Genomic DNA, 26,275 nt, shown 5'->3' with positions numbered 1-26,275 from the left:
GAAAAACGGCAGGTGGGAGATGGATGGGTCAGACACCCACCCAATCAAAACATCTGTTTTAAAAGTACCAGTGCAAAACGCTCTGTTAGACAGCTGGTTGAATCCTTAAAGGCATTGCCCTAAAGGGCGTCTTCATCTTTGCGCGCCGAAGACGCCCTAAAGGGCTAAACTACATACAAAACCGCTCATAGCGACTTCACCCGCAGCGTCAGCGTGTGGATTTCGCCCGTCGCCGGATCGGTGGCGGTGACGATGTGGGTGCCGGCGGTGAGGTGGATGATGGGCTCGGGGGTGCCGGGCTCGATGCGCAGGGTGGCGGACTGCCAGCGGGCGGTGCCGGGGAGATTGGTGACGGGGCGCAGCTTGTCGGAACCGGAGGGGATTTCCGGATCTAGCAGAAACGTGGCGTTGTCGGCGGGGCTGATGATGCGGAGCGGTTCGCGGGCAGGTGTGGCGGGATCGAGCGCGAGTTCGTTGCGGCGCAGATTGTGACTGCTGGCGAACCATCCGGCGTAGGTGGGATCTAGCAGAGACTTGCCGCTGGTGTCGTAGTCGGCAGGGGTTGCGAAGGGCGGGAGCTGGTCTTGGGCGGCGAGGTCCTGGCGGGCGGATTTCGCATCGGCGGGGACGAGTTTCCCGTTGCGGGGATCGATGGTGATGTCGATGAGTCCGTTAGACCGCTCGAACCACGTCGGCTTGATGTCGCGGTGCAGGCGGAGCATGGCGCGATGGAAAATCGGCCCGGCACCGGCGATGCCTGATAGACCTTTCATCGGCTGCTGCTCGAAATTTCCCGCCCACACGCCGATGGTGAAGCGCGGCGTGAAACCGATGCACCAGTTGTCGTGAAAATCGGACGAGGTGCCGGTTTTCACCGCGCACTTGAACGGGAAGTCAAGCGGGCCGCCGGGCTGGAACGATGGCGCGCGCGCGTCGGCGTCTGATAGAATGTCGGCGATGAGGTAGGCGCTGCGACTATCGAACAAGGAGCGCGGCTCGGGCGGCTTGCCGGGGAAAAGAACCGGCGGAAAATAGAGACCCTGGCGGGCGAGGGTGGCGTAGGCGTTGGTGAGTTCGAGGAGCCTAACGGGTGCGTTGCCGAGAGTGAGCCCGAGGCCGTAGAGGTTGGGATCGGCATCGAGGGTGGTGATGCCGAGGTTTTCCAACAGCTCGTAAAGCGGCTTCGGGCCGCCGAGGAAATTGAGTTCGCGCAGGGCCGGGACGTTGAGCGAACAAGCAAGCGCGGTGCGCAGAGTGACAGGGCCGCGGTAGCCGCGGTCATAGTTTTCCGGCAGGTCCAGCCCCTGCGGCGTGCGGAACGGACTGGGGATGTCGGCGAGGATGGAAGAGGGAATCCGATGATTCCGCTCCATGGCTAACAGATACATAAACGGCTTGAGCGTGGAGCCGGGCGAGCGCGGGATGAGCGCGCCGTTCATCTGTCCGCCACGCGGGTCGTCCCAATCGGCGGAGGAAACGAGGGCGAGGATTTCGCCGGTGGGATTGTCGATGACGACGACGGCGGCATGTCGGAGATTCGCGGCCTTGAGCTTGGCGGTCTCCTCGCGGACGATGGCTTGGAGGTCGTTTTGCAACGGGAGGTCGAGGGTGGTTTGGATTTGCAGCGTGGGGTTCTGGATCTGCGCGAGCCAGGGCGCTGGCTGTTTCTCGACGAGGGGCCGCAGGGTGAGTGGCTCCGCCATGGCAGCGGCAATGCGGGCGGTATCGGCTTGTCCGTTGGCGGCCAGCCGCTGGAGGACGAAGTTTCGCCGCGAGATCGCCCGTTTCGGATGCCGGAGCGGATTCAAGTGGGAAGGGCCCTGCGGCAGTCCGGCGAGCAGGGCGCACTCGGCGAGCGAGAGGTCTCCTAACGGTTTTTGAAAATAGAAGCGGGCGGCTTCCGCCGCGCCGATGCGGAGATTGCCGTAATCGAGGCGGTTGAGATAGGCGGTTAGAATCCGATCCTTGGACCACGTCATTTCGAGATGGCGGGCGGCGAGCACCTCACGGAGCTTGGTAAGCGGCACGCGTTTGGCCGGAGGCGAAGAAATTTTGACGAGCTGCTGGGTGATCGTGGACGCGCCGGAAACGCCGCGGTAAACCACCCTGTCGCGGGCGGCGCGCATCGTGGCTAACAGGTCCACGCCGCCGTGACTGCGGAAGCGCTTGTCCTCGGCGGCCAGCGTGCAGGCGATGAGATCGGCGGGAATTTCATCCAGCGAGACTGCGGCGGCGTGGGTGGAATCTGGTAGCGCCAGATGCAGGATCGGTGTGCCGTGGCGGTCCAACAGCACTGGCGAGGAGGCGGGATTTTCCAACAATCCGGCGGGCAGCGAGACCGCGAACGGCAGCACGAACCAGCCAAGCACCGCGGCGAGCGCCCCGGCACCGAGCAACCGGAGGATCCGGCGCCGCCATTTCAACTTGGGATTCAAGCGCGGAAAGATGGGTGATTTCACCCGGAAAAGAAACGGGAAATTTACGATTGGAAAGGCAGGGGGTTTTCGGGCGTAATCGTCGCGTATGAAAAAACAAATGATTTTACTGGGCTGTGCATTCGGTCTCCTGCTGGTCCCGGCGAGAGCTCAGGATAAGGAGAAAAAGGACGAGACGCCGCTGGGCAAACAAATGGAAGCGATGGACGACGCGTTCAAAGGCTTCCGCCGCGAAACCGACCCGGTGAAGGGTGCCAAGGAAGCGCGGGACGCCCAACAAGGTGCGCTCAAGGCGGCACTGGAAATCCCGGTGCTGATCAAGGAAATGCCGGACGGCCCGGACAAGGACAAGGCCGCCAATGAATACCGCACGATGATGGGCAAGCTCTTCATCACCCTGTGCGATGTGGAAGGCGCGTTCCTCGCCGGGAAGCCTGAGGAAGTCGCGAAAATCGTCGACACGCTGAAGGGCATGAAGAAGGACGGTCACAAGAAGTTCGTCAAAGAGGAAGACGAGTAACCCCGGAATTCCCCGGAATTTTTTGAAACGAAAAGGCCCGGATGCGAATGCGTCCGGGCCTTCTCCATTCGGGAAAATCAGATGGCTCACTCGACGGTGACGCGCGTCCCTTCCTTCACTTTGGAGTAGACGACCGGCATCGTCGCGCTCGGGCCGCGGATGCAGGCGTGGGAGGCGGGATGGCGTTTTACCGGACCGATGTGGTGGCCGACGCCGTCGTTGGTGAGGCGCATCCAGTAGCGCATCGAAGCGCCTTCGAATCTGCCGCCTTCGGGGACGGGATCGATGCCCATATCCGCATTGGAATTCACGACTTCACCGGAGGCATCGAGCATTTTTCCATACTTGTTGGACTTCTTATCGACGACTTTTTCGAGGATGTAGAAGGTGCCGGTTGGAGTCGGGCGTTCAGGGATTCCGGAGCAAATCGGATAGTCCATCACCACTTGATCGCCATTCATCAGGAAGCCGCGTTGTTTCTCGAGGCTGATGAGGATGGAGGAATTGCTGGCGTCGGTTTTCGAAAGGAGTTCTTCGTTTTTCCAAACCGAGTAGGTTTTCGGATAGGTCGGCTCGGCTTTGAAATTGTCATAAGTTCCGGCCGGATAGGGATTCACGAACTTGCCGTCCTTGGTGGTCTGGGCGGAGGGTTTCTGATTGGCGCAGTTGGCCAACAAAAGCGTGGCGATGGCGGCGGCAAACTTGGCGGCGGTTCTAAGCTGGATCATGGGTGGAGAAACGGGACGGGCGCGACTTAGGGCAGATTTCCTGAAATTGCAACTCCCATGAACGGCAGCACGTTGCGGGCCAGTGGGCGGAGCAGGATTCAGTCGACGGCGGAGGCGGCTTTAACCGTCGTCCCGTCAACCCAATGACTGCCGATCAATGTCGCCCGCGGGTGCTCGGGAACGCCGCGCTCGTTGTGATGGACCAGGGAAATCAGCATGTCCACCGCCGCCGCGCCGACGAGATCGTTGCGCTGGTCCATGCCCGCCCAGCCACCGTGGTCGGACCGCCATTCGTACTGGATCAAGCCGACGTCTTCCGGCACGCGCAGGCCCATTTCCTGGATCCAGCGCTTCACTTCATGGTAGAGGGTGAAAATGACGTCCGGCTGATTTTCGGCAAACCACTTGGAGAAAATCGCCCGGTCACCCCGTGCCGCCGCGACGTCGTAAAATGGCTGCGTCCTCTGCCCGACCGGCACCAAGCGGCTCTGCCCCGTGAGGAATCCGGCGGTGAAGCGTCCTTCAATCAGCGCGTCGATCACTCCGTCCAAGACCAGCGCCGGCCGTTGATAACCCAGCGCCACCGCTTTTTCGAACGCCATCAGTGCCAGCGAGTGCTGATCACTGCAGGCGAAGGAAAGCGCCGGCTCGCGTGTCCGCACCCCGGTCACCAGCGCGGGAAACTCATCCCACAGCGGTGCCAGATGCGCGGGCAGGCGGTTGCGCTGCATCAGCCCGACAATCACCGCGCCGCGGATGTTTCTCGCCCGGAAAATCGACTGCCAGCGGGCCAGCGGCATGTTCGTCTCGTGCAGCCAGAACTCGTCGAGCCGGTAACCGAGCTGTTGCGCCCGCTGGCGGCAACCCGCGACATAGACCGGCACTGTCGGGTGCTTTGACATCGCGTCGCGGTCCTCGTTCGCGTTGATCATCGCCAGCGTCGCTTGAAATCCGGGCGAACGGTTCTGCCGCAGTTCGGCCATCAGGTGGGCGACCGTCGGATTGAGCCGATAGCCCAGATTCCGAGCCACTTCCTCGATCCGGGTGCGGGTCGCTTCCGAAATCCTCGGACTCCCGCGCAAGGCCAGGCTCACCGTGTTTTTCGAAACTCCTGAGGCTTTCGCCACCTCCGCCATCGTCGGTTTCAACATCGCCGGGGATTTTCCGCCGAATTCCCGCATGGTCCAGCGCCAAATATGACTGTCATACGATTTGCCGCTTTCCGCGATGCCCCCTGATCTGCATGAAACAAGAGTCATGCCATACACCATCGGTCTGGATTACGGAACCAACTCCGCCCGCGCGCTCGTCGTCGATTGCAAGGACGGCCGGGAAATCGGCACCGCCGTGGTGGATTACCCCTCCGGAAATCAAGGGATCCTGCTCAATCCCGCCGATCACCACCTCGCCCGCCAGAATCCCGCCGACTACGTTTTCGCGCTGGAAAAAGCCACGCTGCTCGCGCTCGAAGCCGCCCGCGCCGCCGAGCCGTCGTTTTCAAATGACCAGGTCATCGGCATCGGCATGGACGGCACAGGCTCCAGCCCGCTGCCGGTCGATGCGACGAACACGCCACTCGCTAACAAGCCGGAGTTTTCCGCCAATCTGAACGCTCAATGCTGGCTCTGGAAGGACCACACCAGCATCCCGGAGGCCGCCGCCATCACCGCCACGGCACGCGAAATCCGCCCGCAATACCTCGCGAAAATCGGCGGCACCTATTCGTCCGAGTGGTTCTGGGCGAAAATCTGGCACTGCCTCAAGGTCGATCCCGTGGTGTTCGACGCGGCGTTTTCGTGGGTCGAGCTTTCGGATTTCATCCCGTCCGTCCTCGCCGGCGTCACTGATCCCCGTGAAATCAAACGCGGCGTCTGCATGGCCGGACACAAGGCGCTCTACGCCGAAGATTGGGGCGGCCTGCCCGATCAGGAATTTCTATCAGCGCTCGATCCGAAGCTCGCCCCTCTCCGCGACCGACTCTACACCGAAGCCCACGACGCATCCGCCATCGCCGGAAACCTATGCGCGGAATGGGCGGAAAAACTCGGCCTAACCGCCGGCATCCCGATCGCCATCGGCGAGATGGACGTCCACTACGGTGCCATCGGCTGCGGTGTCGATGAAGGCACGCTGGTGAAAGTCATCGGCACCTCCACCTGCGATTGCGCGGTCGTCTCCGCCGACAAAACCGTCGCCGACATTCCCGGAATCTGCGGCATCGTGAAAGGCGCGATTCTCCCAGGCTACTTCGGCATCGAGGCCGGCCAATCCGCCGTCGGCGACATTTTCAAATGGTTCGTCGAAGGTGTGTTAGGCGACTCCGAGCTCCACGGAAAACTCACCGAAGACGCCGCGAAACTGAAGCCCGGCCAATCCGGCCTGCTGGCTCTCGACTGGAACAACGGCAACCGCACCATCCTCGTCGATCAGCGCCTGACGGGACTTCTGCTAGGCCAGACGCTCTACACCACGCAAGCGGAAATCTACCGAACGCTCATCGAAGCCACCGCCTTCGGGGCCCGCGCGATCATCGACCGCATCCGCGAATACGGCGTGCCCGTCGAACGCATCGTTTGCTCCGGCGGCATCGCGGAAAAGAACCCGCTGCTCATGCAGATCTATGCCGATGTCACCGGCTGCGAAATGCGTCTCTCCCGTTCATCCCAATCCTGCGCACTCGGTTCCGCCATCGGTGCCGCCGTGGTTGCCGGAGCGCATCGCGATTTCCCCGCCGCACAGGCCGCCATGACCGGGTTGAAGGAAATTTCCTATCGACCCGACCCGGAAAATCAAAAATGCTACCAGTCGTTGTTCGATCTCTACATGACCCTCCACGATGCTTTCGGCGGGGTCACGAAATCCGCGGACCTCTCGCAGGTCATGAAAACCCTCCTCGATCTCAAATCCACCAACCAATAACTCCATGTATCTGCCACTCGGCCAACACTCGCCCGACATCAAACTCGGCTTCGTCTCCGCATCCCGCAACTGCTTCCCCCGCCCCCTCGCCGCGGAACGCTCCGAACGACTGGTCGCCGCAACCAAGGCACTCGGCATCGAGCTAACAATTCCGGAAGGTGATTGCGCGATCGTCGAGACCCGCGCCCACGCTGCGGACGCCGCCGCGCAACTCGTCGCCGCCGGTTGTGATGCCGTCATTTTGTTCCTCGGAAATTTCTCTCCGGAAATCGAAGACGCCGCATTCGTCAAAGCCTTCCCCGGTCCGGTCCTTCTCATCGCCGCCGCCGAGGAAAGCGGAATGAGCATGCTGCAAAAACGCGGCGACGCCCTCTGCGGCCTGCTTTCCGCCGCGATGGCCATCCGCAAGCGCGACCTCCAGGCCCGCGTCCACATTCCCGAGCTGCCCGTCATTTCCGCGGAAGACGGCGCGAAGGAAATCGCCCATTTCGAAAAAGTCATCAAGGTCGTCAAAGGCACCCGCAACGCCACCATCGGTTTGTTCGGCCCGCGCCCGCGCGATTTCGAAACCTGCAATTACAACATCGCTTCGATCCAATCCATCGGCGTGGAGATCGAGGAGTTAGGTCACTTCGACCTCCAGAACGAAATCAAGCTCATCAAGGAGTCCAAGGACATCGCCGCGGACATGAAGCAGGAAATGCCCTCCATCCCGAAGGACGAGGAGTTCGTCGGCCGCCTATCCGATTACGAGCAGGCGATCCGGAATTTCCGCGACCGCCTCAAGCTTTCCGGCGCCGCTTCGCAGTGCTGGTCCGAGCAGGAATTCGCCCTCAAACACGTCCCGTGTTTCATCAACGGCCGCATGGCGGACAAGGGCTTCCCGATCGCTTGTGAGAACGACGCCTACTCGCTCGTCGCCGAGCTGATGGGCCAGTACGCCAGCGACAACACGGTCACCGTGCTCGACATCAACCACTCGATCCCGAGCAACCTCCACGAATCGCTCAAGGACTATCCGATCCGCGACATGGTCGGCATGTTCCACTGCGGCAACACCGCCGGCAAGCTGCTCAAGAATCCGGAGATGAAATACCAGGTTATCATGAAACGCCTGATGGAGCCGGACACCGATCCCGACATCACCCGCGGCACCATCGAGGGCCAGATCGCCGCATCGCCAATCACCGTCGTCCAGGTCCACGGCCACGGCGACAAGCTCCGCGCCTACATTTGCGAGGGACATTTCCTCGATCTTGATCCGAAGACCTTCGGCTGCACCGGCACCGCTTACATTCCGGGCTTCCACCGCTTCTATCGCCACGTTTTGTTAGGCAACTACCATCACCACGCCGCTGTCGCCTTCGCCCATTGCGGCGCGGTGTTGTTCGATGCCTTCAAACTGCTCGGCATCGAGGTCGTGGATACTCCGAATCCCGCCGGAATTCCCTATCCCGGCGAAAACGTTTTCCGCGGCGGCTTCAAATACTAACGAAATGCCCTTCGCCTCCCTCAAGGAAGAGTGCCTCGCCGCCAACCTGGCGCTCCCGAAAACCGGCCTCGTCGATCTCACCTTCGGAAATGTTTCCGTCGCCGATCCCGAACGCCGTGTTTTCGCGATCAAGCCCAGCGGTGTGAGCTACGATGAACTTCGTAGCTCACACATCGTGGTGCTCGACTTTGAGGGAAACGTGATCGAAGGAACCCTGCGTCCGTCGTCGGACACGCCGACGCACCGCTATCTCTATCAGCATTTCGCCGGTATCCGCGCCGTGGTCCACACCCACTCGCGGAATGCCGTCGCCTTCGCCCAGGCCGGGATGGATCTTCCCTGCCTGGGCACCACGCATTGTGACTATTTCAACGGCCCGGTGCCGGTCACCCGCGGCATGACTCCGGAAGAAACCGGCGGTGATTACGAGTGGGAAACCGGCAAGGTCATCGTCGAGCGCTTTGTCGGCATCGATCCGCTCGAAGTTCCCGCCGTGCTCGTCCGCAACCACGGCCCCTTCGCGTGGGGACCAACCGCCGCCAAAGCCGTGGAAACCGCGCTCGCGCTTGAGATCATCGCCGACATGGCGCTCAAGACGCTCTCCCTCAATCCGACAGCGCCACCTGCGCCGCCTCACCTGTTGGAAAAGCATTTTTCCAGAAAACACGGTCCCTCGGCCTATTACGGCCAGTGATTTTTTCCAAAACCAAGCCCATGAAACTTCGAACACTCCGCATTCTATCAACCGCCCTGCTCGCCCTGACCCTCGCCGGCTGCGGGGAGAAATCCGGTGCCGGCAAGAAACTCAAGCTCGCGTTCGTGAGCAACAACGCCGCCACCTTCTGGACCATCGCCCGTTCCGGTTGTGAAGCCGCGGAAAAAGAACTCGGCAACGTCGAGGTCGATTTCCGGATCCCGTCCACCGGCGGTGCCGCCGAGCAACAACAGATCCTCGATGATTTGTTAGCAAAGGGCGTGGACGGCATCGCGGTCAGCCCGATCGATCCCGCCAACCAGACCGCGTTCCTCAACAAGATCGCCGAACAGACGCTGCTCATCTGCCATGACAGCGACGCGCCCGACAGCAAGCGCGTCTGTTATATCGGCACCGACAATTTCGCCGCAGGCGTGGAAGCGGGCAAACTGATCAAACAAGCCTTGCCCGACGGAGGAAAAATCATGGTCTTCGTCGGCGCGACCGATGCGGAAAACGCCAAGCAACGCTTCGGCGGTATCAAGAAGGAACTCGAAGGCTCCAAGGTCGAAGTCATCGACGTCCGCACCGACGATACCGACACCGTGCGCGCCCAGAAAAACGCCGAAGACACGCTGGTGAAATACCCGGACGTCGCCTGCCTCGTCGGCCTCTACAACTACAACGGCCCGGCCATCCTCAACGCCGTCCGCAGCGCGGGCAAACAAGGCAAGGTCAAGATCGTCTGCTTCGATGAAAACGACGAGACCCTCGAAGGTGTGGCCTCCGGCGACATCTACGGCACCGTCGTCCAGCAGCCGTTCGAATTCGGCAAACAGGCAATTACCCAGATGGCCAAGCGCCTCGGCGGCGACCAAACCGCGCTATCAGGCGGCAAACAGATCATCCCGACCCGCAGCTTGAAGAAAGACGACGTCGCCGCGTTCAAGGCCGACTTGAAAAAAGTCCTAGGCAAATAAGGAGGGTGGGACTTCGGCCCACCCACATCACCATGAGCAAACCACCTCTCCTCGAAATGCGCGGAATCTGCAAACGATTCCCCGGCGTGGTGGCGTTGGACAATGTCTGTCTCACCGTCAGCGAAGGCGAGGTCCTCTCCCTCTGCGGAGAGAACGGCGCGGGGAAATCCACGTTGATGAAAATCCTCGGCGGAGTCTATCAGCCCGAAGAGGGCGAGTTGCTCGTCGATGGCAAGCCGGTCAAAATTGAGAACGTCACCGACTCGATGGCCCTCGGCATCGGCTTCATCCATCAGGAGCTCAATGTCCTCGAAAATCTCGACATCGCGGCGAACGTCTTCCTCGGCCGCGAACCACTGGTGTCGCCGTTCAAGCTGATCGACCGGAAGAAGATCCATGCGGATACGATCCCGTTGCTCAAACGCGTCGGGCTCGATGTGCCGACCCACAAACGCCTCGGCGAACTCCCCATCGCCCAACAGCAGATGGTGGAAATCGCCAAGGCGCTTTCACTGAACGCGCGCATCCTGATCATGGATGAACCGACATCCAGCCTCACCCTAACGGAAACCGACAAGCTGCTCGAACTCATCGCCGGGCTTCGCAAACAGGGTGTCAGCATCATTTACATTTCCCACCGTCTCGGCGAGGTGGACCGCTGCTCGGATCGCGTCGAAGTCCTGCGCGACGGAAAAAACGCCGGTGGCCTGACCCGTGCGGAGATCAGCCACGACAGCATTGTCAGCAAAATGGTCGGGCGCGAGATCAAGAGTGTTTACACCCCATCCGGAGCGACCGTGACAGCGGGCTTCCTCAAGGTCCGCAACGCGAGATCCAGCCGCTTTCCAAAACAACAGGTTTCATTCGACGCCGCGCGCGGCGAGATCCTCGGCTTCGCCGGATTGGTCGGCGCGGGCCGCTCCGAAATCGTGAAAGCGATGTGCGGTCTCGACGAACATGGCTGCGCAGAAGTCAGTCTGGGCAATGAATCGCTCGTCATTCGCAAGGCCGGCGACGCGATCGGCCATGGCATTTTCCTCGTCCCCGAAAACCGCCGGGAGGAAGGACTGGTCACCGCGATGTCCGTTAGAGAAAACATCACCCTTCCTGATCTTCCCACCTATGCCTCCGCCGGACTCATCCGGAAGAACCGCGAGACGAAGGTCGCCAACGAACAGATCGCCGCCCTGCGGGTCAAAACCCCGCACGCCGAAACGCTCGTCCGCAACCTCAGCGGCGGCAACCAGCAGAAGGTCGTCATCGGCAAGTGGCTCGCCATGGGGCCGAAAGTCCTCATCCTCGACGAACCAACACGCGGCATCGACGTCGGCGCCAAGGCGGAAATTTACAAACTCATGCGCGAGCTCGCCGCGAACGGCGCGGTGATCCTGATGATCAGCAGCGACATGGAGGAAGTCCTCCACGTCAGCGACCGCGTCGCCGTCATGCACGAAGGCCGCATCACCGGCGTGCTGGACCGCGGGGACTGCAACGAGAAAAACGTCATGCAGCTCGCTGTCGGACGCCCCGTGGCAGCAGCCAAATCCGCCTAACTGAATTTCTTTCCCACCCATGAAAAAAGAACTCGGAATTTTTTCCCTTCTCGTCGTGCTCTGCCTGGTGGTTTGCGGGGTTGACCTCGGCAAACAAATCCACGCGGGTATTTCTATCAGCCAACTTGAATTGCCACGCTTCCTGTCGCAGACCAACCTTACCAACACCACCAACATGATCGGCATCTTCGGGGTGTTCAGCATCGGCCTCGGCTTGGTCATCATCACCGGCGGAATCGATCTATCGGTTGGCTCGATGTTCGCGCTTTGCGGGGTTCTGTTACCCATGGCCCTGACCAAATGGGGACTGGCGTGGCCGCTGGCGGCGCTGCTCGTCCTGGGAATCCCGATGATTCTCGGTTGGGGTCACGGCATGCTGATCACCCGCATGAAAATGCAGCCGTTCATCGTCACCCTCTGCGGTCTGATGATCTATCGGGGAGCCGCCCGCTTCATCGCGAATGACAGCACGCTGGGCTTCGGCGAGGGCAAGGGCTTCGAGACACTCAGGAGCATCGCCAGCGGCAAGTTGCTAGGAGTGCCCATGCCGTTCGTCATGCTTGTCATCGTCGGCCTGATCATGTGGGTGCTGCTCCACCGCTCGGTTTACGGCCGCTATCTGCTGGCGGTGGGCCGCAACGAGGAGGCCGCGCGTTTCTCCGGCATCAACACGCGCCGGGTCATCACCGGAAGTTATGTCATCGCCGGCCTGCTCACGGGAGTTTCCGGCATCATGCTCGCCTTCTACACCAACTCGGTTTCCCCCTCGAACTACGGAAACTCTTATGAACTCTACGCCATCGCCGCCGCCGTGCTCGGTGGATGCAGCCTGCGTGGCGGCGAGGGCTCGATCATCGGAATCGTTATCGGCACCGCGCTGCTGCAGGTGCTTCAAAACCTCGTGAACCTGCTGGGGATTCCGAGTTCCCTGAACTTCGCCGTCATGGGCACCGTGGTTCTGCTAGGCGTCATGGCCGACCAGATGATCCAGCGCCGCGCGGCGGCGAGGCTGAACGTGAATTGAATCGGGGCTACGGATGATCTAACGATTTTTCTTCCGCTCATGGAAATTGTCGATAGGGTCCCGCTCGAAAAAGGAGCCGACCCGCCGTAAAATGAAATCGATCATTCCCACCGTTGTCGCCGCTCTCGTCCTTTTCCTGCCGACTTCGCATGCGGAGCTGATCATGCGATTTGTCGTTCTCAAGATGCCCGCCAAGGAGGCTCCAGCCGTCCGGACCGAACTCGCCTCGAACGGATCGAAACCCGAAGCGATGGACGCCGTCTTGAAAATCCCAGGCGTGAGCGAATTGGCCGGATTCAAGGAGACCGATCCGTGGCGGCGCGATGTCGGCTTCCTGTCCAGGGAAACCGGCAATATTATGTTAGATGGTCAGATGAGGAAAGCTCTCGGCGTGCAACTCGTTCTGGCCGATGCCGACGAGGGCATCGGCCTTGCCGAAGATCTGGCGACCGACATCGTTCTGCCCACTTCCGCCACCGGCTACCGGGAATTCGAAAACACCGGCAACTGCATGATTTCAAGGATTGGAAAATGGCAGGAACGCGCCTGCTGGGGTGATGGGACGGCCACCCTCATCTTGTGGCAATATGCCTCGGCGGAAGGAGAATCCGATGCCGGCCGTCTCCTCACCGACGGCGTAAAAGACGCCCTGTGGGTGGAAATGCAATGGTTCAAGGTCACCCTCAGCGATTTGGAAATGATCACCCGCTCGAAGCCCGAGACACGCGGAAACGCCCTCCAGTGGCTGTCCACCCAGGCGAAGTTGTGGAAGGATTGCGGATTCCGCGCGAGACCGGATGACAAGATCTCATGGCATGATTCACGTGGCAAACTCTTGATGGAGGAAGGCCGCGTGGTCACCAAAAAAGAGATGTTCTCCCTCACCGCCGAGGTCTCGGAAACCGACGGCAAATATCAGCTCGCATGGGAAGCCAAAGCCCGGACACCCGAACTTGAAGATGTGCCAACCCATTCCAAATCAGGAACCATCACCCCGGGCATCTGGGAGTTCGTCGTGATCGAAGGCCTAACGGATGCGAACCTCGTCGCCTGCCGCTTGTCCAAAGACCGGCGGTGAGCTCCATCCCCACCCTGCGCGTTTCTTGACATAATCGACTCCATTTGACTCATCGGATTGCCATTGGCAGGATTGATCGATTGAATATCCCCTACATGAGCAACGCCCTCCCCACCTCCCACCCGGCCCTGCGGAAATGGGTCGATGAAATGACCGCGCTGTGCACACCCGATTCCGTCGAGTGGTGTGACGGATCGCAGGCCGAATGGGATCGCCTCACCACGCTGATGGTCGAGAAAGGCACCTTCACCCGGCTTAATCCCGACAAGCGGCCCAATTCATTCCTCGCCCGTTCGACTCCGTCGGACGTTGCGCGCGTGGAGGAACGCACCTTCATCTGCTCGAAGCGGCCTGACGAGGCCGGCCCCACCAACCACTGGGCCGAGCCAACCGAAATGCGGGAACTGCTCATGGAAAAGTTCCGCGGCTCCATGAAAGGCCGCACGATGTATGTCATCCCTTTTTGCATGGGACCGCTCGATTCGCCACTCGCCAAGATCGGCGTGGAGGTGACCGACAGCCCCTACGTCGTGGTGAACATGCGCATCATGTGCCACATGGGAGCCACGGTCCTCAAGCGCCTCGAAGACGAAAAAAGCGGCACGTTTCCCAGGAAACGCCATGGTCACACTTTTTTCATTCCCTGCCTCCACTCCGTCGGCGCGCCGTTGGAACCCGGCCAGGCGGATACTTCGTGGCCCTGTAACGACGACAAATACATCGTCCATTTCCCGGAAACCCGTGAGATCATGTCCTACGGTTCGGGCTACGGCGGCAATGCCTTGTTAGGAAAAAAATGCCTTGCCCTGCGCATCGCGTCGAACATCGCCCGCGAACACCAGTGGATGGCCGAGCACATGCTCATTGTCGGCATCCACGCTCCGGACGGCACGAAGACCTACCTAACAGCAGCCTTCCCGTCCGCCTGCGGAAAGACCAATCTCGCGATGCTTATTCCGCCGAAGTCCTATCAGGATGCCGGCTGGAAGACCTCCATCGTCGGTGACGACATCGCCTGGCTGTGGCCGCATGAGGACGGCAAGCTCCACGCGATCAACCCGGAAACCGGTTTCTTCGGCGTCGCTCCCGGCACCGCCTACGAGACGAACCCGATCGCGATGGAGTCGATGAAGGAAAACACCATCTTCACCAACGTCGCCCTCACCGACGACGGCGACATCTGGTGGGAGGGCATGACCCAGGAAAAGCCCGCGCACCTCATCGACTGGACCGGCAGGGAGTGGACACCGGATTGCGGCCGTCCCGCCGCCCACGCGAATGCCCGTTTCACCGCACCGGCCGTCCAATGTCCCACCATTGATCCAGAATGGCAGAATCCGGACGGCGTGCCCATCGACGGCATCGTCTTCGGCGGCCGCCGCCCGACCACCATGCCGCTTGTCTATCAGGCGTTCAACTGGAGCCACGGCGTTTACGTCGGTGCCACCATGGGTTCCGAAATGACCGCCGCCGCCGCGGGAACGATCGGCAAGGTCCGCCGCGATCCGATGGCCATGCTGCCGTTCTGCGGTTATAACATGGGAGCCTACTTCGGCCATTGGTTGGAAATGCGCCGCTATCTAACCAACCTGCCGCGCTTCTTCCACGTCAACTGGTTCCGCAAGGACGAGGACGGCAAATTCCTCTGGCCCGGCTACGGCGAAAACATGCGCGTGCTCGAATGGATCTTCAAACGCTGCAACGGCGCGGCCGCCGGTTACGAAACCCAGATCGGCTGGACCCCGGCCTACGAGGATTTCAACATCGAAGGGCTCGAAGGTTTCACCAAGGAACGCTATGATAAGGTCATGGCCTTCAACCGCCAGGAATGGAAAAACGAGCTTATCAGCCAAGGAGAACTTTTCATCGACCTCTACGACCACTTGCCGAAGGAACTCATCTTCCAGCGCGAGTTGCTGGCCGCCCGACTTACCTGAGGAACATTCCGCTCGGTCCGAAGTCACACGGCGTTAGCCGGAATCCCATTCAAAATACCGGATACCGCTGGATGAACTCAGCCGGTGTGATCGGCTGCGGCTTGTAGCCGGAGCCAGTCAATACATCGAAATGGTGGTCGGAAGTGATGATGTGATCGGCTCCAGCCACGATGGCGCAATCAGCAAAGGCATCGTCGTCGGGATCGCCCGTGATCGTGTGAAAACGGTAATCCGGGCCGATGTGGCGGATATTGCCGTGAAGCAAATCGATCAATGTTAGAAACCTCCACACATCATCCCAACGGCCAGGGCCCGAGTAGCGGAGAATCACTTCCTCATACTCCAGCAGAATTGGCGTCGAAACCGCGAGCATCAGTTTTCCACTTCGCAGGGCATCCCGGATTCCGGCGAACGGAGTCACCTTGCCGAAAATCTGGATCAGCGCGTTCGTATCCAACACGACGATCATTGTGACCGGCTGGAATGAAGCGATGCTCGAGCCGCACGGAGAATTTCAGGAAGACGGGCCAGTTTCCCTGCCGCCCGATCTTCATCAAATCCCGTATTCAGACGCTCCGACACCTCCTCCAGCTCCAGTTCCATCGCCACCCGGTGCAGCAGAAGCAGATTTTCATCCCGGAGCTTGTCCACCTCCGCATGCAGCAACGGACGCAACTCATTCGGATCGATGGGCTGGACAGAGAGGGAACTCATTGTGAAAAGACTGCCACACGGCCCCTTCCGTTGCAAGGCTCAGGTCAGCGGCGATTTTCCCAGGTAAGAAGTAAATATTGGTCTTGCCCGTTACACTCCCTCGCATCCCTCGTCATCTCCGTTGTCGTAGGCCGTCAAAGGCGATGACGCCATGATATCCGGCCATGCCGGCGCAACACCTAACAGACATTCGAAGACCACGTCTCAGGGCGTGGTGATTTCGTGGATTCTGATGTTCTTGAAATCGATCGGCGACCCCTCGGACTCCAGGCACAGGTAACCTGACGAGGGGTTGGACTTTTCGCCACCGGAGACTTCCTCGCCATTCACCCAAAGGCGGATGACACCATCGACCGCACGGATCAGATAGTGGTTCCACTCGCCGAAGCCTTTGGTGAGATTCTTCTTCGGAAAACTGCGGGAGCCGTTCGGTGACAGCGGGGGAAAGGGCGTCATGGTGGACTGGCCGACGGGAAACACATCGCCGTGGCAAGTGAACCAATCGGCTTTCTTGCCGGTCGATTTTTCGTAGGAGGCGGTGTAGCCAAGATCGAGGATCTGCACCTCGATGCCGACATCGGGCAGACCGGGCTTGGTGAGTTTGGCCAGCGCTTCTTCAGAGGCCCAGATGAAGACGCCCGAGTTGCCGGCGTCCTTGAGGTGGCACCAGGAGATCGCCATTTCAAAATTCTGATAGATCTTCTTCGTCCGCATCACGCCGACGGGATTTCCCGAACAGTGGAGGATTCCATCGTCCGCCCAACGCCAGGTGTCGGGATCGCCGTTCATCGGAGCGAAATCGTCTTTGCCCATTGAATGCCATCCGGCGGTCGATGGGTCGGGAGCTTTCTCCTGCGCACCGAGAACGAGGGGAAACAGGCTGAACAAGAGCAGGGTTTTGATCATCCGCTCTAAACGCGGAATGAGGTTGGAGGTCTTTCACGCGCCGGATTCCCCGAGCTTCAAGGCCACGCTGAAATCAGGAGGTGGAAACTTTGGACTGCGGTGAAAGCGACAGCGCATCACCGCTTTGAGGAGCAGGTCGGTTTCAACAACGGCCACCCAAGCTGGAAAAAGTTCCCGCATTCACGACTTTTCCGTGAAGGATCAAATGGAAAAGGAACGTCAACGCTTCCTCTCAAAGCGGTGATTCCCACCGCAGTCCAAAGTGCGGCAGCGTGCCGGAAACCCGACCTAACTGGAAAAGAGAAGAGCAACCTGAAGGTTGAACTCCGGACGATCTTCCGGAGTTCGGCCGCTGGACTTTGATCCGGGACGTCGTGGATGCGGGTGCAGCATGGATCACCGCTTCGCCTTCAGAAGCAGCACCGGGATATCCACGGTGTGGCGGACCTTGGAAACGGTGCTGCCGTAGAGCAGGTCGCTGATGAAGCGGTGGCCGTGGGTGGACATGGCGATGAGATCGACGTCGTAAGCGGCGGCGGCCTTGACGATTTCGTCAGACGGCTCGCCGAGAGCTAACAAAAAATCAACGGTGAAGCCTTCGGCACGCAGCTCGGCGGCGCGGGTTTCAAGATAGGCGCGGTCCTCCTTCATCTCCTCGCTTTCGGCGAGGTTGAAATTCTGATAGTTGCGGGCGACCCAGCCGTCAGCGACGTGCATCAGCAGGAGGCTAGCACCGGTTAGACGGGCGAGCGGTTTGACGTGGTCGAGGATGGTCTGGTCAGCCGCGCTGTTTTCGACGGGAATGAGGATCTTGTGATACATGGCGGTGGATCAGTGTGGCAGGCCGAGGGCGCTGTAGAAAGCCTCGCGGATCGGATCGGGAGCGAAGGTGTCGAAAAGCAATTTTAGATTGAGGACAATGATGATCGTCGCGGTCGTCCAGCCAAGGATTTTAATCCATAGCGGATTGACGAACTCGCCCATCTTGGCCTTTTCACCGGTAAAGCGCATCAACGGCCAGACGGCGAATCCGAGCTGCATGCTGAGCACGACCTGGCTGGCAACGAGCAGCTCCGTCGTCTTGCCTTCGCCGTAGAGGCCGATGATGACCACGGCGGGAACGATCGCGATGGCCCGCGTGATGAGACGTCGCAGCCACGGGCGGATGCGAAAATTCAGGAATCCCTCCATCACGATCTGTCCGGCGAGTGTTCCCGTTAGAGTGGAGTTCTGTCCGGAGGCGAGCAGTGCGACGGCGAAAAGCGTGCTGGCGATGCCGACTCCGAGCGTGGGGCTGAGAAGCCGATAGGCGTCCTGGATTTCCGCGACCTCGTGATTTCCCGACCAGTGGAAACTCGCGGCGGCGAGGATCAGGATGGCGGCATTGATGAAGAGCGCGAACATGAGCGCGGCGGACGAGTCGATGGTGGCGAACTTGATCGCCTCACGCTTGCCTGCGGGCGTGCGTTCGAAGTTGCGCGTCTGGACGATGGAGGAATGCAGGTAGAGATTGTGCGGCATCACGGTGGCACCGAGGATGCCGATGCTGATCAAAAGCATATCCTGGTTTTTCAGGATCTCCGCGGATGGCACCAGGCCCAGCATGACACCTGCGAGACTTGGCTTCGCGAAAAACAACTCCGCGGCGAAGCAACCGCCGATAGTTAGAATGAGTGTGACGACGATCGCCTCGACGTAGCGAAATCCCTTGTTTTGCAGATAGAGAACGGCGAGCACGTCGAGACAGGTGATGACACAGCCCCAGACGATCGGGATGCCGAACAGTAACTGCAAGCCGATGGCCGAGCCGACGACTTCTGCCAGATCACACGCTGCGATGGCGAGTTCGCAAATCACCCAGAGAAACCAAACGGTCGGCTTGTTATAATGATCGCGGCAGGCTTGTGCGAGATCGCGCCCGGTGACGACTCCGAGTTTCACGCAAAGGTGCTGGAGCAGGATCGCCATCAGGTTGGAAATCAGGATGACGGAAAGCAGCGTGTAGCCGAATTTCGCGCCGCCTGCCAGATCGGTCGCCCAATTTCCCGGATCCATGTAGCCAACCGCCACTAGAAATCCCGGACCGCTGAAGGCCATGAGTTTTCGGAAAAACGAGCCGTTTCCGGGGACCATGATGCTGCGATGGACCTCAGGCAGAGAGAGGTCGCCCGCTGCTTTTCTCCAAGCGGTATCGGCGGAGGGTTCGGTAGGAAGCGGAGATTGGCTCATGAAATCGGGACTGTTATCTTTTTGAAAATGGAAAAGGGCGCGGACTTCGGATCAGAACTTCGTGCTGGCCCCCACGAATGGAATAAGGTCCGCCGATGCTTGGGTGAGCCCGGTGCGGATACCGCCATCAAGCTGACACATCGGAGCGAAAGCCCATGTCATGCCGATGTTGAAATAGGCTTCCCAATCCTCGCTGGAATCGGTGCCGAGGATGCTGACCAGTTCCAAAAAAAAGCCGGCGTTTTCGCTGATGGGATGGCTGGACGTCGCCGAGGTGAGGAAGTCCACGTGATAAACACCATCATCGTCAGCCGCGAGATCGGCTTCTCCCTGGACACCAAACGACCAGTCGCAAGGACCGTCGAAGCCGAATGGGACGATGATTCCGCCCTCGTACTCGCCATTTCCAAGACCGCCGTTCGCCGTGGGAAGCTTGATGAACGGCATGATCGCCAGCGCGGTGGAGCCTTCGTCATTCCCCCAGAAATTGTGCTTCAGGCGGACTTCCATATCGCCGAAACCTTCGCCGCCATCGTGGACATGGGCATAAAACGGCAGGACCAGTTGCAGGTCGTTTGCTGAATCGAGGCCGACCTTGGAATTGAGTTCGCCGAGGGAATACCCACGCTCGCTGCCATCGCGGGCCCAATTGGCGATTTCCGTTTCAAATTGAAAATGCCCGGCATCGACGGTGTAAGGGCTCTCGGTGATATCCGGCCGATCCGTGCTGAGCGGTCGCAGCCCCGCACCTGCGGCAACCAAAGGCACCAAAGCCATTGCCAGAAATGGCAACACGCTGATTTTTCCTGTCGATCCTTTCATCCGGGCGGAAACTTAGCCTCAGCTAATTTCTATGCGCAAGGCTAAATTTATAAACCTGATGAAGATCCCGGAATGAAAAATTGCGGAGAGAAACGGCGACGCCCGGTCGCCCGCAACCCAACTCACTCGTCCTCAATCTTCAGCCGCTTCGGGCGTCTGAGAGGGATTGCCTCCTCCAGCGTCCCGAGATCGAGACTGTCGAGAACGTTCGTGCGCTTCCGCACCAAGCCGGGTTCTGAGGAGATCGCCGCGAAGCTGGGAACTTCGGTGTGATACGGATCATCGCCGAGCAGCACAGGTTCTTTCGGCCGTACGGGGACGGCATCGAGCGCCGGCATATTGAGAAGCGCCATGTCAGGCGAAACCGACTCGCCGATGGTGCCGACACCGGAGTGGATACTGCAGAACGGGAGATTCTCGGTGCCCCTGCGGAAATACTCGGGCGTCGCGGTGGAGCGCGAACGGATGGTGCCGGTGTTGATGTCCTCGACGTGTTCCTGGCAGAACTGGGTGGCCTGTTGTCCCGAGGTCGAACAAACCGAAATCTTGACCACAGAGTCCGGCGGATTGAGAGGATCCCGGCCAAAGGAAGGTGCCGCCGCATTCATCGCCGCCTGCCAGACCGGCATCGACAGATCGCGGCTGAAGGCTCCCGGATAGATCGACTCGCCATTCCCCATCAGGAAACCGGTCCACACGCCGCAGGTGATCCGCTTGTTGTAACCGACGAACCAGGTATCCGCGAAATCGTGAACGGATCCACCTTTGCCCGCTCCGAAGAACGGCTTTTCCAGCAACCCGTCGAACACACCGTTAGAACTTCCGCGGAACATCGAGCCGGCCATCATGCTGTGGACCTGCCATGCGGTCGCCTCGTCGATGACCCGATGACTTTCCCGCGCCTCGTGCTTGCGGCGGTAACGGACGGCTCCCGACGAATCCTCGATGCTATCCAGATAGACCAAAGACTCCGGTCCCGACATGCCGCCAAGCGGAAAAACGGTCATCGCACGCACCGCCTGCTTCATCGACACCTCTTCGAATCCCACCGCAAGGCGCGGCAGCAACTCGGCTTTCTGCAGCGGCAGGCCGAAAGCGACGCCCGTATCGACGACGCGCCGCAAGCCCGTTAGACCGGCGAAACGAACGGTCGCGGCGATCTTGGAATTTTCCAACGCCTCGCGTGCGGTGATTCTTCCCTCATAAACCGGCGATGAGACTTCCATGCCCCATTCGCCGAGGATGCCTTCCTGGCCGCCGACCATGACGGCGCGGTTGTCCATCGGCTCGTCCTCGACAATCGTTGCCGGATTGAGTCCTCCACTCAATCCGGCCACGTAGATATAGGGGAAAAACCCGGTGCCGAGCGAACGCTTGCCGGACTCGATGAAATCATAAGGGACCTGGGCGTAGTCGCGGCCGCCGACGTGGGCGAGGACCTCGCCTGTTTCGTGATCCACCATCAGGACGGCACCTTGCAGGTATTCGGCAGGCTTGTTGCTGCTCTTCCGGTAGTCCTTGTATTTCGGATGCTGGTATCCCGGATGGGTTTCGGCCTTGGCGAGACTATCTAACAAAGCATCCTGCGCCGCGCTCTGCGCTTCGGCGAGGATGGTGGTGTGGATCTTGAATTTTCCGGACGCCAGCGCGTCCTCTCCGAGCGCGCGGCCCACGGCGTCGGCGATGCGTTCGTAGAGATGGGTGGTTCCCCGGCGCAGCGGCTGCGGATTGAGCCCCAGCGGCAGCGCCTTGAAGCCGGAAAGTTCGGACCTTGAAATGAATCCTTCCTCGCGCATCCGACCGAGGACATAATTCCGGCCGTTCAGGTTGACCTCCGCATTGTTCAGCGGCGATCGTCCGTTAGGATTTTTGATCAGCGTGACAATCGACGCGCACTCGGCAGCAGTTAGATCCATCGGCTCCTTGCCGTAGTACCCCAGCGCCGCAGAGCGGATGCCGTAGAACCCGCTGCCGAAATAGATGCGGTTCAGATAGAAATTAAGAATCTCCTTCTTGGAGTAACGGTCCTCGATGCGGCGTGCGAGAAACGCCTCGACCATCTTGCGCTGAATGGTGGTCTCATTCCGTTTCACCGCTTCCTGTTTCAGCCCGTAGGCATTCCGCGCCAACTGCTGGGTGATCGTGCTCGCGCCCTGGTTGCCCCCCTTGGCATTCAGAATTCCCGCGCGGACCACCCCGATATAGTCCACGCCGTGGTGCGTGAAAAACCGCGAATCCTCGCCCGCCACCAACGCCTTGACGAAAATATCCGGCACCTTGTCGATCGGGATGACACTGCGGTTCTGGACGAAAATCCGGCCGATTTCCTTGCCGTTGCGATCGAGGATGATGCTCGGCTCTTCAAGGTCGTTGATCCGGTCCAGATCATAACTCGCAGCCCGCTGCCGGTATTCCTGAGTGTAGCCTTCCAGAAAAATCCAACCGGCACCACAGCCGATCGCTCCGAACAACAACAGCGCCAGCCAAAAGCCTTTGCGCTTGAAGAACCAGCGCTTGGAGGTCTTCTTCCGATTCGTTTTTTGAATTTTAGCCATGCCAGATCCGGATTCATCACCACCTTCGAAAGCGGTCGAGTTGCGACGAGGCTATCCGATCGCCCCGCCGCCCGCAACCCCTTCGTTGGTGGCGATTCTACGGAATAAGATAGACCACGACGGCCCGCTTTCGTTCACCGATTTCATGGCGGCGGCGCTTTATCATCCCGAGCTCGGCTACTATGCCCGCGAGCCGCGCCAAGTCGGGCGCGGCGGGGATTTTTTCACCAGCGTGAGCGTGGGGCCGCTGTTCGGCGAGCTGCTGGCGCAAAGATTTCTCAAGGAATGGAAAACGCTGGGATCTCCCGAACGCTGGAGGATCATCGAGTGCGGAGCGCATGACGGCACCTTGGCCGCCGACATTCTCGGAGAGATTTCGCGGCTTGAACCCGCGGCGTTTTCGGCGCTGGAGTATGTAATTCCCGAGCCGCTTCCACGACTTCAGGCGGCGCAGCAGGAAACCTTGGCAGCGTTCTCCGGGCAAACGCGTTTCGTCAGTGACATCAGCGGGCTTTTCAGTGAGCCGCTGCCGGGCGTCGCTTTCGGCAATGAACTTCTGGACGCTCTTCCATTTCATGTCGTCGAGTGGCGCGACGGCCGTTGGAATGAATGCCGTGTCGCGACGAATCCCGCTGGTGATTTCATCTGGGAAACCTCTCATGAAATTTCCGCTCCCGGCTTGGACGACGCGCTTGCCGTTTTGGGAAATGATTTCGCCGACGGCTACCGCACCGAGGTTCGCACGAACGTGCGGGATTTCCTCGCCCCACTCACCCGCTGCCTGACCAGCGGCCTGCTCGTCTGGCCCGACTACGGCTTCGCCCGGCCCGAATACTACCAGCCGGATCGCAGGAAAGGCACGCTGCGGACCTTTTCCAAACACCGCGCCGCCGAAGACCCGTTGCTCGACGTTGGCGAAATCGACATCACCGCGCACGTCGATTTCACCGCCGTTGCCGAAGCCGCGATCACGCTCGGAGCGGTCCCCATTTGTTTCAAAAATCAAGGCTCGTGGCTCACCGAAACAGGCCGCGAATGGCTCCTGTCCTTGGAAGGAAATCCCGATGCGGGTCTGCTGCGCCAATTCCAAACCCTCACCCACCCGGCCCATCTCGGCCGGAGTTTTCATGTCATCGAACTCGCATGGAACCAACCGGGAATGGAGGCCACCGCGTCGGTTCTCCACGGATTGGCCATTTCCGCCCGGGACTGACTGAAAACCGTCGCCTCTTCACTTGCAGGCATCAGTCGAGTGTGGTTTTCTTAGGTGGATCAAAAGTGATCGATCCGCATGGATCGACTGACTTCGACCCGACATCCGAACCCCCGGTCATCATGAAAACTCTTTTTAAACTCTTGGTAGTTTCAGTGTTGTGTCAGGCCCTCGTTTGCCCCGCGGCTTTTGCCGACGGGAGAAATAGCGGCGGGCGGTCGGGTTCCTACCGCAGCGCCGGCCGACCGCAGTTTTCCGGCGGCCAGCGTTCGATGCCGGGGATGCGGCAGCCGGGCCGGCTTGCTTCCCGACCCTCTAACGGCTACATGCCGCGCCAAGTCGTGAGACCGCCTCAGTTTCAAACGATGAGGCCGTTCAACCAGCAGCAGATCCGGCCACGTACCCAGCCTATGGCGAATCAACTGCCACAGGTTTCCAGAAAATACAGCGGCTCCGGCCAAGCAGCTTCGAGGAACCCGATCGTGCAACCGCCTCAACGATCTTCCGTCGCTGCAAAATCTTCCGTCGCCGGCAAACAGCCGATCCTTCCTAACAACCGCGGCATCGCTAACAAAACCGCAAGGCCAAACCCAACAGGCAAGGAACCCTCGCTTCCGGGAAATCGTCCCGCGGTTTCCGGCGTGGTGAAAAATCAGCCTGCGCAAACCCGGAATTCCGCCACCCACGACCGGATCGTTGACACTCATCCCGCTGTCTCCCGCCCCGGACAAAACAAGATCGTCGGAAGCCATCCGGTTTGGCCAGGAAGCGCAGCGAAACCCTGGTGGAACGGCAACAACATCAATCGCAATTTCGCCACGACCGCCAACTGGAGCACCCGCCGCCAAAACTGGGGCTACGCTCCGTGGTGGAACCGCACCTGTTACCGTCCGTGGTATGGCGGCTGTTGGAACGGAGGCTGGAACCGGGGTTACTATTATAACAACTGCGGCTACAACCGTTGGTACGGCGGTTATGTCCTGCCGGGCTACGTCGTCTATGACAGCTATTTCCCGGTCGGCTGGGGCCTTCTAAGCTGGGGCCTTGGCAGCCTCGTCTATGACTGCGGATACCGCACTTACTACAATCCCTATCCGGTCAGCACACCCGTCGTTTCCCAAGGACTCGATGTTAGCTACACCGAACCGATTGCCCGCATCGCCGCCAACTCCGCGCCTGCCGATGAAACAGGCGTTGAGAAAATCACCCGCGCCTCCGAGTCCTACATCGCTGATTCGCAATCCGCCTTCAAACAACGGAACTACCTCGTCGCCCTTGAACTCGCCGACAAGGCCATCGCCGAATCTCCCGGCGACGGAGCGCTTCACGAATACCGCGCGCTGGTGCTTTTCGCCCTCGGCAAATACGGCGACGCCGCCGGTGTGCTCAACCCGGTGATTGCTTCCGGCCCCGGTTGGGACTGGTCCACGATGATCGCGCTTTACGACACGCAGGACACCTACACCGGGCAGTTGCAAAAACTGGAAACCTACGCAAAGGAAAAACCGGACGCCGCCGACAGCCACTTCTTGTTAGGCTATCACCACATGGTCTGCGGCCACCTTGATCTCGCCACCCCGCAATTCGAACTCGCCGCCCAATTGATGCCCTCCGACGGAGTTTCCAAGGAACTCGCCGAGCTCACCAAATCGACCGCCCGCGACTCCGACAAATCACTCCCCGCCGAAGCCGAGCCGCCGAAACCCGCTCCCGCCCCGGTGCCGCTCGAAAAACTAACCGGCGTCTGGGTTTCCACCCGCGATTCCGGCAACACCATCACCCTCACCTTCGGCGACGACGGGAAATTCACCTGGACCTACAACAAGGACGGGAAAATCAACGAACTCACCGGCGAATACAGCATCAATGACAACGGCCTGCTGGTCCTTGATTCCAAGGAAAGCCAGATGAAGGCCAGCGTCGCCCTGCCGGCCGACAGCGAAATGAAATTCGTCCTCGCCGGCGGCCCCCCCGCCGATCCGGGCCTTGATTTCAAGAAACGGTGAATGCGAATTTGAGTGCTTGCCCAGCGCCGCAAGCCCGGTAGATTGGCCGCCGAAAGCCGGGATGGCGGAATTGGTAGACGCGCCAGATTTAGGTTCTGGTATCGCAAGGTGTGCAGGTTCGAGTCCTGTTCCCGGTACTTTCGCAACAACCCCCAGAAGAACCATGAACGAACTCAAGGCAAAACTCACCGCCCTCGGCCTTAGCGAGGACATGGCCGACAAGGCGATCGCCACCGTGGCGGAATTCGTGAAATCGAAAATCCCCGAGTCCTACCACTCGATGATCGATGATGTGCTCGCCGGAAAGACACCGGAACTCGGCGGCATCCTCGGCAGTTTGGGCGGCCTCTTCGGCGGCAAGTGATCCCGGCGTGGCGGGCGTAACCGCAATATTATTGCTCTTGTCCGTAAAGCCATAACCCTGCGCTTTGACAATCCTGCCACCCGCTATGACCGTCGGTGACAAACCG

22 protein-coding genes and 1 tRNA gene are annotated in these 26,275 nt (G+C 60.0%); 13 read left to right on the top strand and 10 right to left on the bottom strand.

The annotated features are described in order from the left end of the window. Positions 1–185 precede the first annotated feature (185 nt). The gene (locus ABIQ96_RS00250; protein ID WP_348212515.1) at positions 186–2,459 is read right to left on the bottom strand and encodes a transglycosylase domain-containing protein; all 2,274 of its coding nucleotides are present in this window, start codon (positions 2,457–2,459) and stop codon (positions 186–188) included. 64 nt (positions 2,460–2,523) lie between these two features. Here ABIQ96_RS00250 and ABIQ96_RS00245 point away from each other — a divergent pair, with 64 nt between their 5' ends. Continuing rightward, on the top strand, positions 2,524–2,955 hold the full coding sequence (locus ABIQ96_RS00245) for a cytochrome b562 (RefSeq protein ID WP_348212514.1): 432 nt from the start codon (positions 2,524–2,526) through the stop codon (positions 2,953–2,955). Positions 2,956–3,041: 86 nt separating this feature from the next. Here ABIQ96_RS00245 and ABIQ96_RS00240 read toward each other — a convergent pair whose 3' ends face one another. Together ABIQ96_RS00240 and ABIQ96_RS00235 are read right to left on the bottom strand one after the other, a co-directional pair. Then, positions 3,042–3,683, bottom strand: a complete 642-nt coding sequence (locus ABIQ96_RS00240; RefSeq protein ID WP_348212513.1) for a L,D-transpeptidase — start codon at positions 3,681–3,683, stop codon at positions 3,042–3,044. 98 nt (positions 3,684–3,781) lie between these two features. After that, entirely contained in the window at positions 3,782–4,942 is a 1,161-nt protein-coding gene (locus ABIQ96_RS00235; RefSeq protein ID WP_348212512.1) for a LacI family DNA-binding transcriptional regulator, read from the bottom strand. On the opposite strand from ABIQ96_RS00235, the gene ABIQ96_RS00230 reads away from it, so the two are divergent. From ABIQ96_RS00230 to ABIQ96_RS00195, 8 genes are all read left to right on the top strand, one after another. Beyond that, positions 4,941–6,602: a ribulokinase gene (locus tag ABIQ96_RS00230; protein ID WP_348212511.1), complete on the top strand. Its 1,662-nt coding sequence runs from the start codon at positions 4,941–4,943 to the stop codon at positions 6,600–6,602. The genes ABIQ96_RS00235 and ABIQ96_RS00230 overlap by 2 nt on opposite strands. Positions 6,603–6,606: 4 nt before the next feature. Beyond that, positions 6,607–8,094 (top strand): fucose isomerase, encoded by a 1,488-nt coding sequence (locus ABIQ96_RS00225; RefSeq protein ID WP_348212510.1) that lies wholly within the window; start codon positions 6,607–6,609, stop codon positions 8,092–8,094. A gap of 4 nt (positions 8,095–8,098) precedes the next feature. Further along, entirely contained in the window at positions 8,099–8,788 is a 690-nt protein-coding gene (gene araD, locus ABIQ96_RS00220; protein ID WP_348212509.1) for an L-ribulose-5-phosphate 4-epimerase AraD, read from the top strand. Between the two features lie 20 nt (positions 8,789–8,808). After that, positions 8,809–9,768, top strand: a complete 960-nt coding sequence (locus tag ABIQ96_RS00215; protein ID WP_348212508.1) for a sugar-binding protein — start codon at positions 8,809–8,811, stop codon at positions 9,766–9,768. Positions 9,769–9,800: 32 nt separating this feature from the next. Beyond that, the gene (locus ABIQ96_RS00210; RefSeq protein WP_348212507.1) at positions 9,801–11,321 is read left to right on the top strand and encodes a sugar ABC transporter ATP-binding protein; all 1,521 of its coding nucleotides are present in this window, start codon (positions 9,801–9,803) and stop codon (positions 11,319–11,321) included. Positions 11,322–11,340: 19 nt separating this feature from the next. Next, positions 11,341–12,345 carry an ABC transporter permease gene (locus ABIQ96_RS00205; protein ID WP_348212506.1) on the top strand — a complete coding sequence of 335 codons (1,005 nt, stop codon included), beginning with the start codon at positions 11,341–11,343 and terminating at the stop codon, positions 12,343–12,345. Between the two features lie 91 nt (positions 12,346–12,436). Next, the gene (locus ABIQ96_RS00200) at positions 12,437–13,423 is read left to right on the top strand and encodes a hypothetical protein (protein WP_348212505.1); all 987 of its coding nucleotides are present in this window, start codon (positions 12,437–12,439) and stop codon (positions 13,421–13,423) included. Between the two features lie 95 nt (positions 13,424–13,518). Continuing rightward, positions 13,519–15,360 (top strand): phosphoenolpyruvate carboxykinase (GTP), encoded by a 1,842-nt coding sequence (locus ABIQ96_RS00195; protein WP_348212504.1) that lies wholly within the window; start codon positions 13,519–13,521, stop codon positions 15,358–15,360. 49 nt (positions 15,361–15,409) lie between these two features. On the opposite strand, the gene ABIQ96_RS00190 is transcribed toward ABIQ96_RS00195, so the two are convergent. The 7 genes from ABIQ96_RS00190 to ABIQ96_RS00160 all read right to left on the bottom strand — a co-directional run bounded on the left by ABIQ96_RS00190 (position 15,410) and on the right by ABIQ96_RS00160 (position 22,586). Beyond that, positions 15,410–15,829 (bottom strand): putative toxin-antitoxin system toxin component, PIN family, encoded by a 420-nt coding sequence (locus ABIQ96_RS00190; RefSeq protein ID WP_348212503.1) that lies wholly within the window; start codon positions 15,827–15,829, stop codon positions 15,410–15,412. Beyond that, the gene (locus ABIQ96_RS00185; protein ID WP_348212502.1) at positions 15,826–16,074 is read right to left on the bottom strand and encodes a hypothetical protein; all 249 of its coding nucleotides are present in this window, start codon (positions 16,072–16,074) and stop codon (positions 15,826–15,828) included. The genes ABIQ96_RS00190 and ABIQ96_RS00185 overlap by 4 nt, the downstream gene beginning before the upstream one ends. A 204-nt stretch (positions 16,075–16,278) precedes the next feature. Continuing rightward, positions 16,279–16,980: a DUF1080 domain-containing protein gene (locus tag ABIQ96_RS00180; RefSeq protein WP_348212501.1), complete on the bottom strand. Its 702-nt coding sequence runs from the start codon at positions 16,978–16,980 to the stop codon at positions 16,279–16,281. A gap of 396 nt (positions 16,981–17,376) precedes the next feature. Beyond that, positions 17,377–17,802: a universal stress protein gene (locus ABIQ96_RS00175; RefSeq protein WP_348212500.1), complete on the bottom strand. Its 426-nt coding sequence runs from the start codon at positions 17,800–17,802 to the stop codon at positions 17,377–17,379. 9 nt (positions 17,803–17,811) lie between these two features. Beyond that, a complete protein-coding gene (locus ABIQ96_RS00170) occupies positions 17,812–19,209 on the bottom strand; it encodes an Nramp family divalent metal transporter (RefSeq protein ID WP_348212499.1) in 1,398 nt (465 codons plus the stop codon). A gap of 51 nt (positions 19,210–19,260) precedes the next feature. Next, positions 19,261–20,031: a transporter gene (locus tag ABIQ96_RS00165; protein WP_348212498.1), complete on the bottom strand. Its 771-nt coding sequence runs from the start codon at positions 20,029–20,031 to the stop codon at positions 19,261–19,263. 122 nt (positions 20,032–20,153) lie between these two features. After that, the gene (locus tag ABIQ96_RS00160) at positions 20,154–22,586 is read right to left on the bottom strand and encodes a transglycosylase domain-containing protein (protein ID WP_348212497.1); all 2,433 of its coding nucleotides are present in this window, start codon (positions 22,584–22,586) and stop codon (positions 20,154–20,156) included. On the opposite strand from ABIQ96_RS00160, the gene ABIQ96_RS00155 reads away from it, so the two are divergent. From ABIQ96_RS00155 to ABIQ96_RS00140, 4 genes are all read left to right on the top strand, one after another. Continuing rightward, positions 22,585–23,799 (top strand): SAM-dependent methyltransferase, encoded by a 1,215-nt coding sequence (locus ABIQ96_RS00155; protein WP_348212496.1) that lies wholly within the window; start codon positions 22,585–22,587, stop codon positions 23,797–23,799. The genes ABIQ96_RS00160 and ABIQ96_RS00155 overlap by 2 nt on opposite strands. A gap of 122 nt (positions 23,800–23,921) precedes the next feature. After that, a complete protein-coding gene (locus tag ABIQ96_RS00150; protein ID WP_348212495.1) occupies positions 23,922–25,805 on the top strand; it encodes a tetratricopeptide repeat protein in 1,884 nt (627 codons plus the stop codon). 55 nt (positions 25,806–25,860) lie between these two features. Next, a tRNA-Leu gene (locus ABIQ96_RS00145) sits at positions 25,861–25,942 on the top strand. Between the two features lie 26 nt (positions 25,943–25,968). Continuing rightward, positions 25,969–26,169 carry a hypothetical protein gene (locus tag ABIQ96_RS00140; protein ID WP_348212494.1) on the top strand — a complete coding sequence of 67 codons (201 nt, stop codon included), beginning with the start codon at positions 25,969–25,971 and terminating at the stop codon, positions 26,167–26,169. Positions 26,170–26,275: the final 106 nt, after the last annotated feature.

Source organism: Luteolibacter sp. (genome assembly GCF_039920825.1).
Taxonomy (GTDB): domain Bacteria; phylum Verrucomicrobiota; class Verrucomicrobiia; order Verrucomicrobiales; family Akkermansiaceae; genus Luteolibacter.
Note: the sequence above shows the minus strand (reverse complement) of the source record. Positions and strands in the feature narration are given on the sequence as shown.

Excerpts from the sequence above, each read along its gene's own strand:
- ABIQ96_RS00160 (WP_348212497.1), bottom strand. The coding sequence starts at position 22,586 with ATGGCTAAAATTCAAAAAACGAATCGGAAGAAGACCTCCAAGCGCTGG.
- ABIQ96_RS00210 (WP_348212507.1), top strand. The coding sequence starts at position 9,801 with ATGAGCAAACCACCTCTCCTCGAAATGCGCGGAATCTGCAAACGATTC.
- araD (WP_348212509.1), top strand. The coding sequence starts at position 8,099 with ATGCCCTTCGCCTCCCTCAAGGAAGAGTGCCTCGCCGCCAACCTGGCG.
- ABIQ96_RS00240 (WP_348212513.1), bottom strand. The coding sequence starts at position 3,683 with ATGATCCAGCTTAGAACCGCCGCCAAGTTTGCCGCCGCCATCGCCACG.
- ABIQ96_RS00175 (WP_348212500.1), bottom strand. The coding sequence starts at position 17,802 with ATGTATCACAAGATCCTCATTCCCGTCGAAAACAGCGCGGCTGACCAG.
- ABIQ96_RS00180 (WP_348212501.1), bottom strand. The coding sequence starts at position 16,980 with ATGATCAAAACCCTGCTCTTGTTCAGCCTGTTTCCCCTCGTTCTCGGT.
- ABIQ96_RS00165 (WP_348212498.1), bottom strand. The coding sequence starts at position 20,031 with ATGAAAGGATCGACAGGAAAAATCAGCGTGTTGCCATTTCTGGCAATG.
- ABIQ96_RS00200 (WP_348212505.1), top strand. The coding sequence starts at position 12,437 with ATGAAATCGATCATTCCCACCGTTGTCGCCGCTCTCGTCCTTTTCCTG.
- ABIQ96_RS00170 (WP_348212499.1), bottom strand. The coding sequence starts at position 19,209 with ATGAGCCAATCTCCGCTTCCTACCGAACCCTCCGCCGATACCGCTTGG.
- ABIQ96_RS00140 (WP_348212494.1), top strand. The coding sequence starts at position 25,969 with ATGAACGAACTCAAGGCAAAACTCACCGCCCTCGGCCTTAGCGAGGAC.
- ABIQ96_RS00215 (WP_348212508.1), top strand. The coding sequence starts at position 8,809 with ATGAAACTTCGAACACTCCGCATTCTATCAACCGCCCTGCTCGCCCTG.
- ABIQ96_RS00195 (WP_348212504.1), top strand. The coding sequence starts at position 13,519 with ATGAGCAACGCCCTCCCCACCTCCCACCCGGCCCTGCGGAAATGGGTC.
- ABIQ96_RS00190 (WP_348212503.1), bottom strand. The coding sequence starts at position 15,829 with ATGATCGTCGTGTTGGATACGAACGCGCTGATCCAGATTTTCGGCAAG.
- ABIQ96_RS00185 (WP_348212502.1), bottom strand. The coding sequence starts at position 16,074 with ATGAGTTCCCTCTCTGTCCAGCCCATCGATCCGAATGAGTTGCGTCCG.
- ABIQ96_RS00155 (WP_348212496.1), top strand. The coding sequence starts at position 22,585 with ATGCCAGATCCGGATTCATCACCACCTTCGAAAGCGGTCGAGTTGCGA.
- ABIQ96_RS00230 (WP_348212511.1), top strand. The coding sequence starts at position 4,941 with ATGCCATACACCATCGGTCTGGATTACGGAACCAACTCCGCCCGCGCG.
- ABIQ96_RS00150 (WP_348212495.1), top strand. The coding sequence starts at position 23,922 with ATGAAAACTCTTTTTAAACTCTTGGTAGTTTCAGTGTTGTGTCAGGCC.
- ABIQ96_RS00205 (WP_348212506.1), top strand. The coding sequence starts at position 11,341 with ATGAAAAAAGAACTCGGAATTTTTTCCCTTCTCGTCGTGCTCTGCCTG.
- ABIQ96_RS00225 (WP_348212510.1), top strand. The coding sequence starts at position 6,607 with ATGTATCTGCCACTCGGCCAACACTCGCCCGACATCAAACTCGGCTTC.
- ABIQ96_RS00245 (WP_348212514.1), top strand. The coding sequence starts at position 2,524 with ATGAAAAAACAAATGATTTTACTGGGCTGTGCATTCGGTCTCCTGCTG.
- ABIQ96_RS00235 (WP_348212512.1), bottom strand. The coding sequence starts at position 4,942 with ATGACTCTTGTTTCATGCAGATCAGGGGGCATCGCGGAAAGCGGCAAA.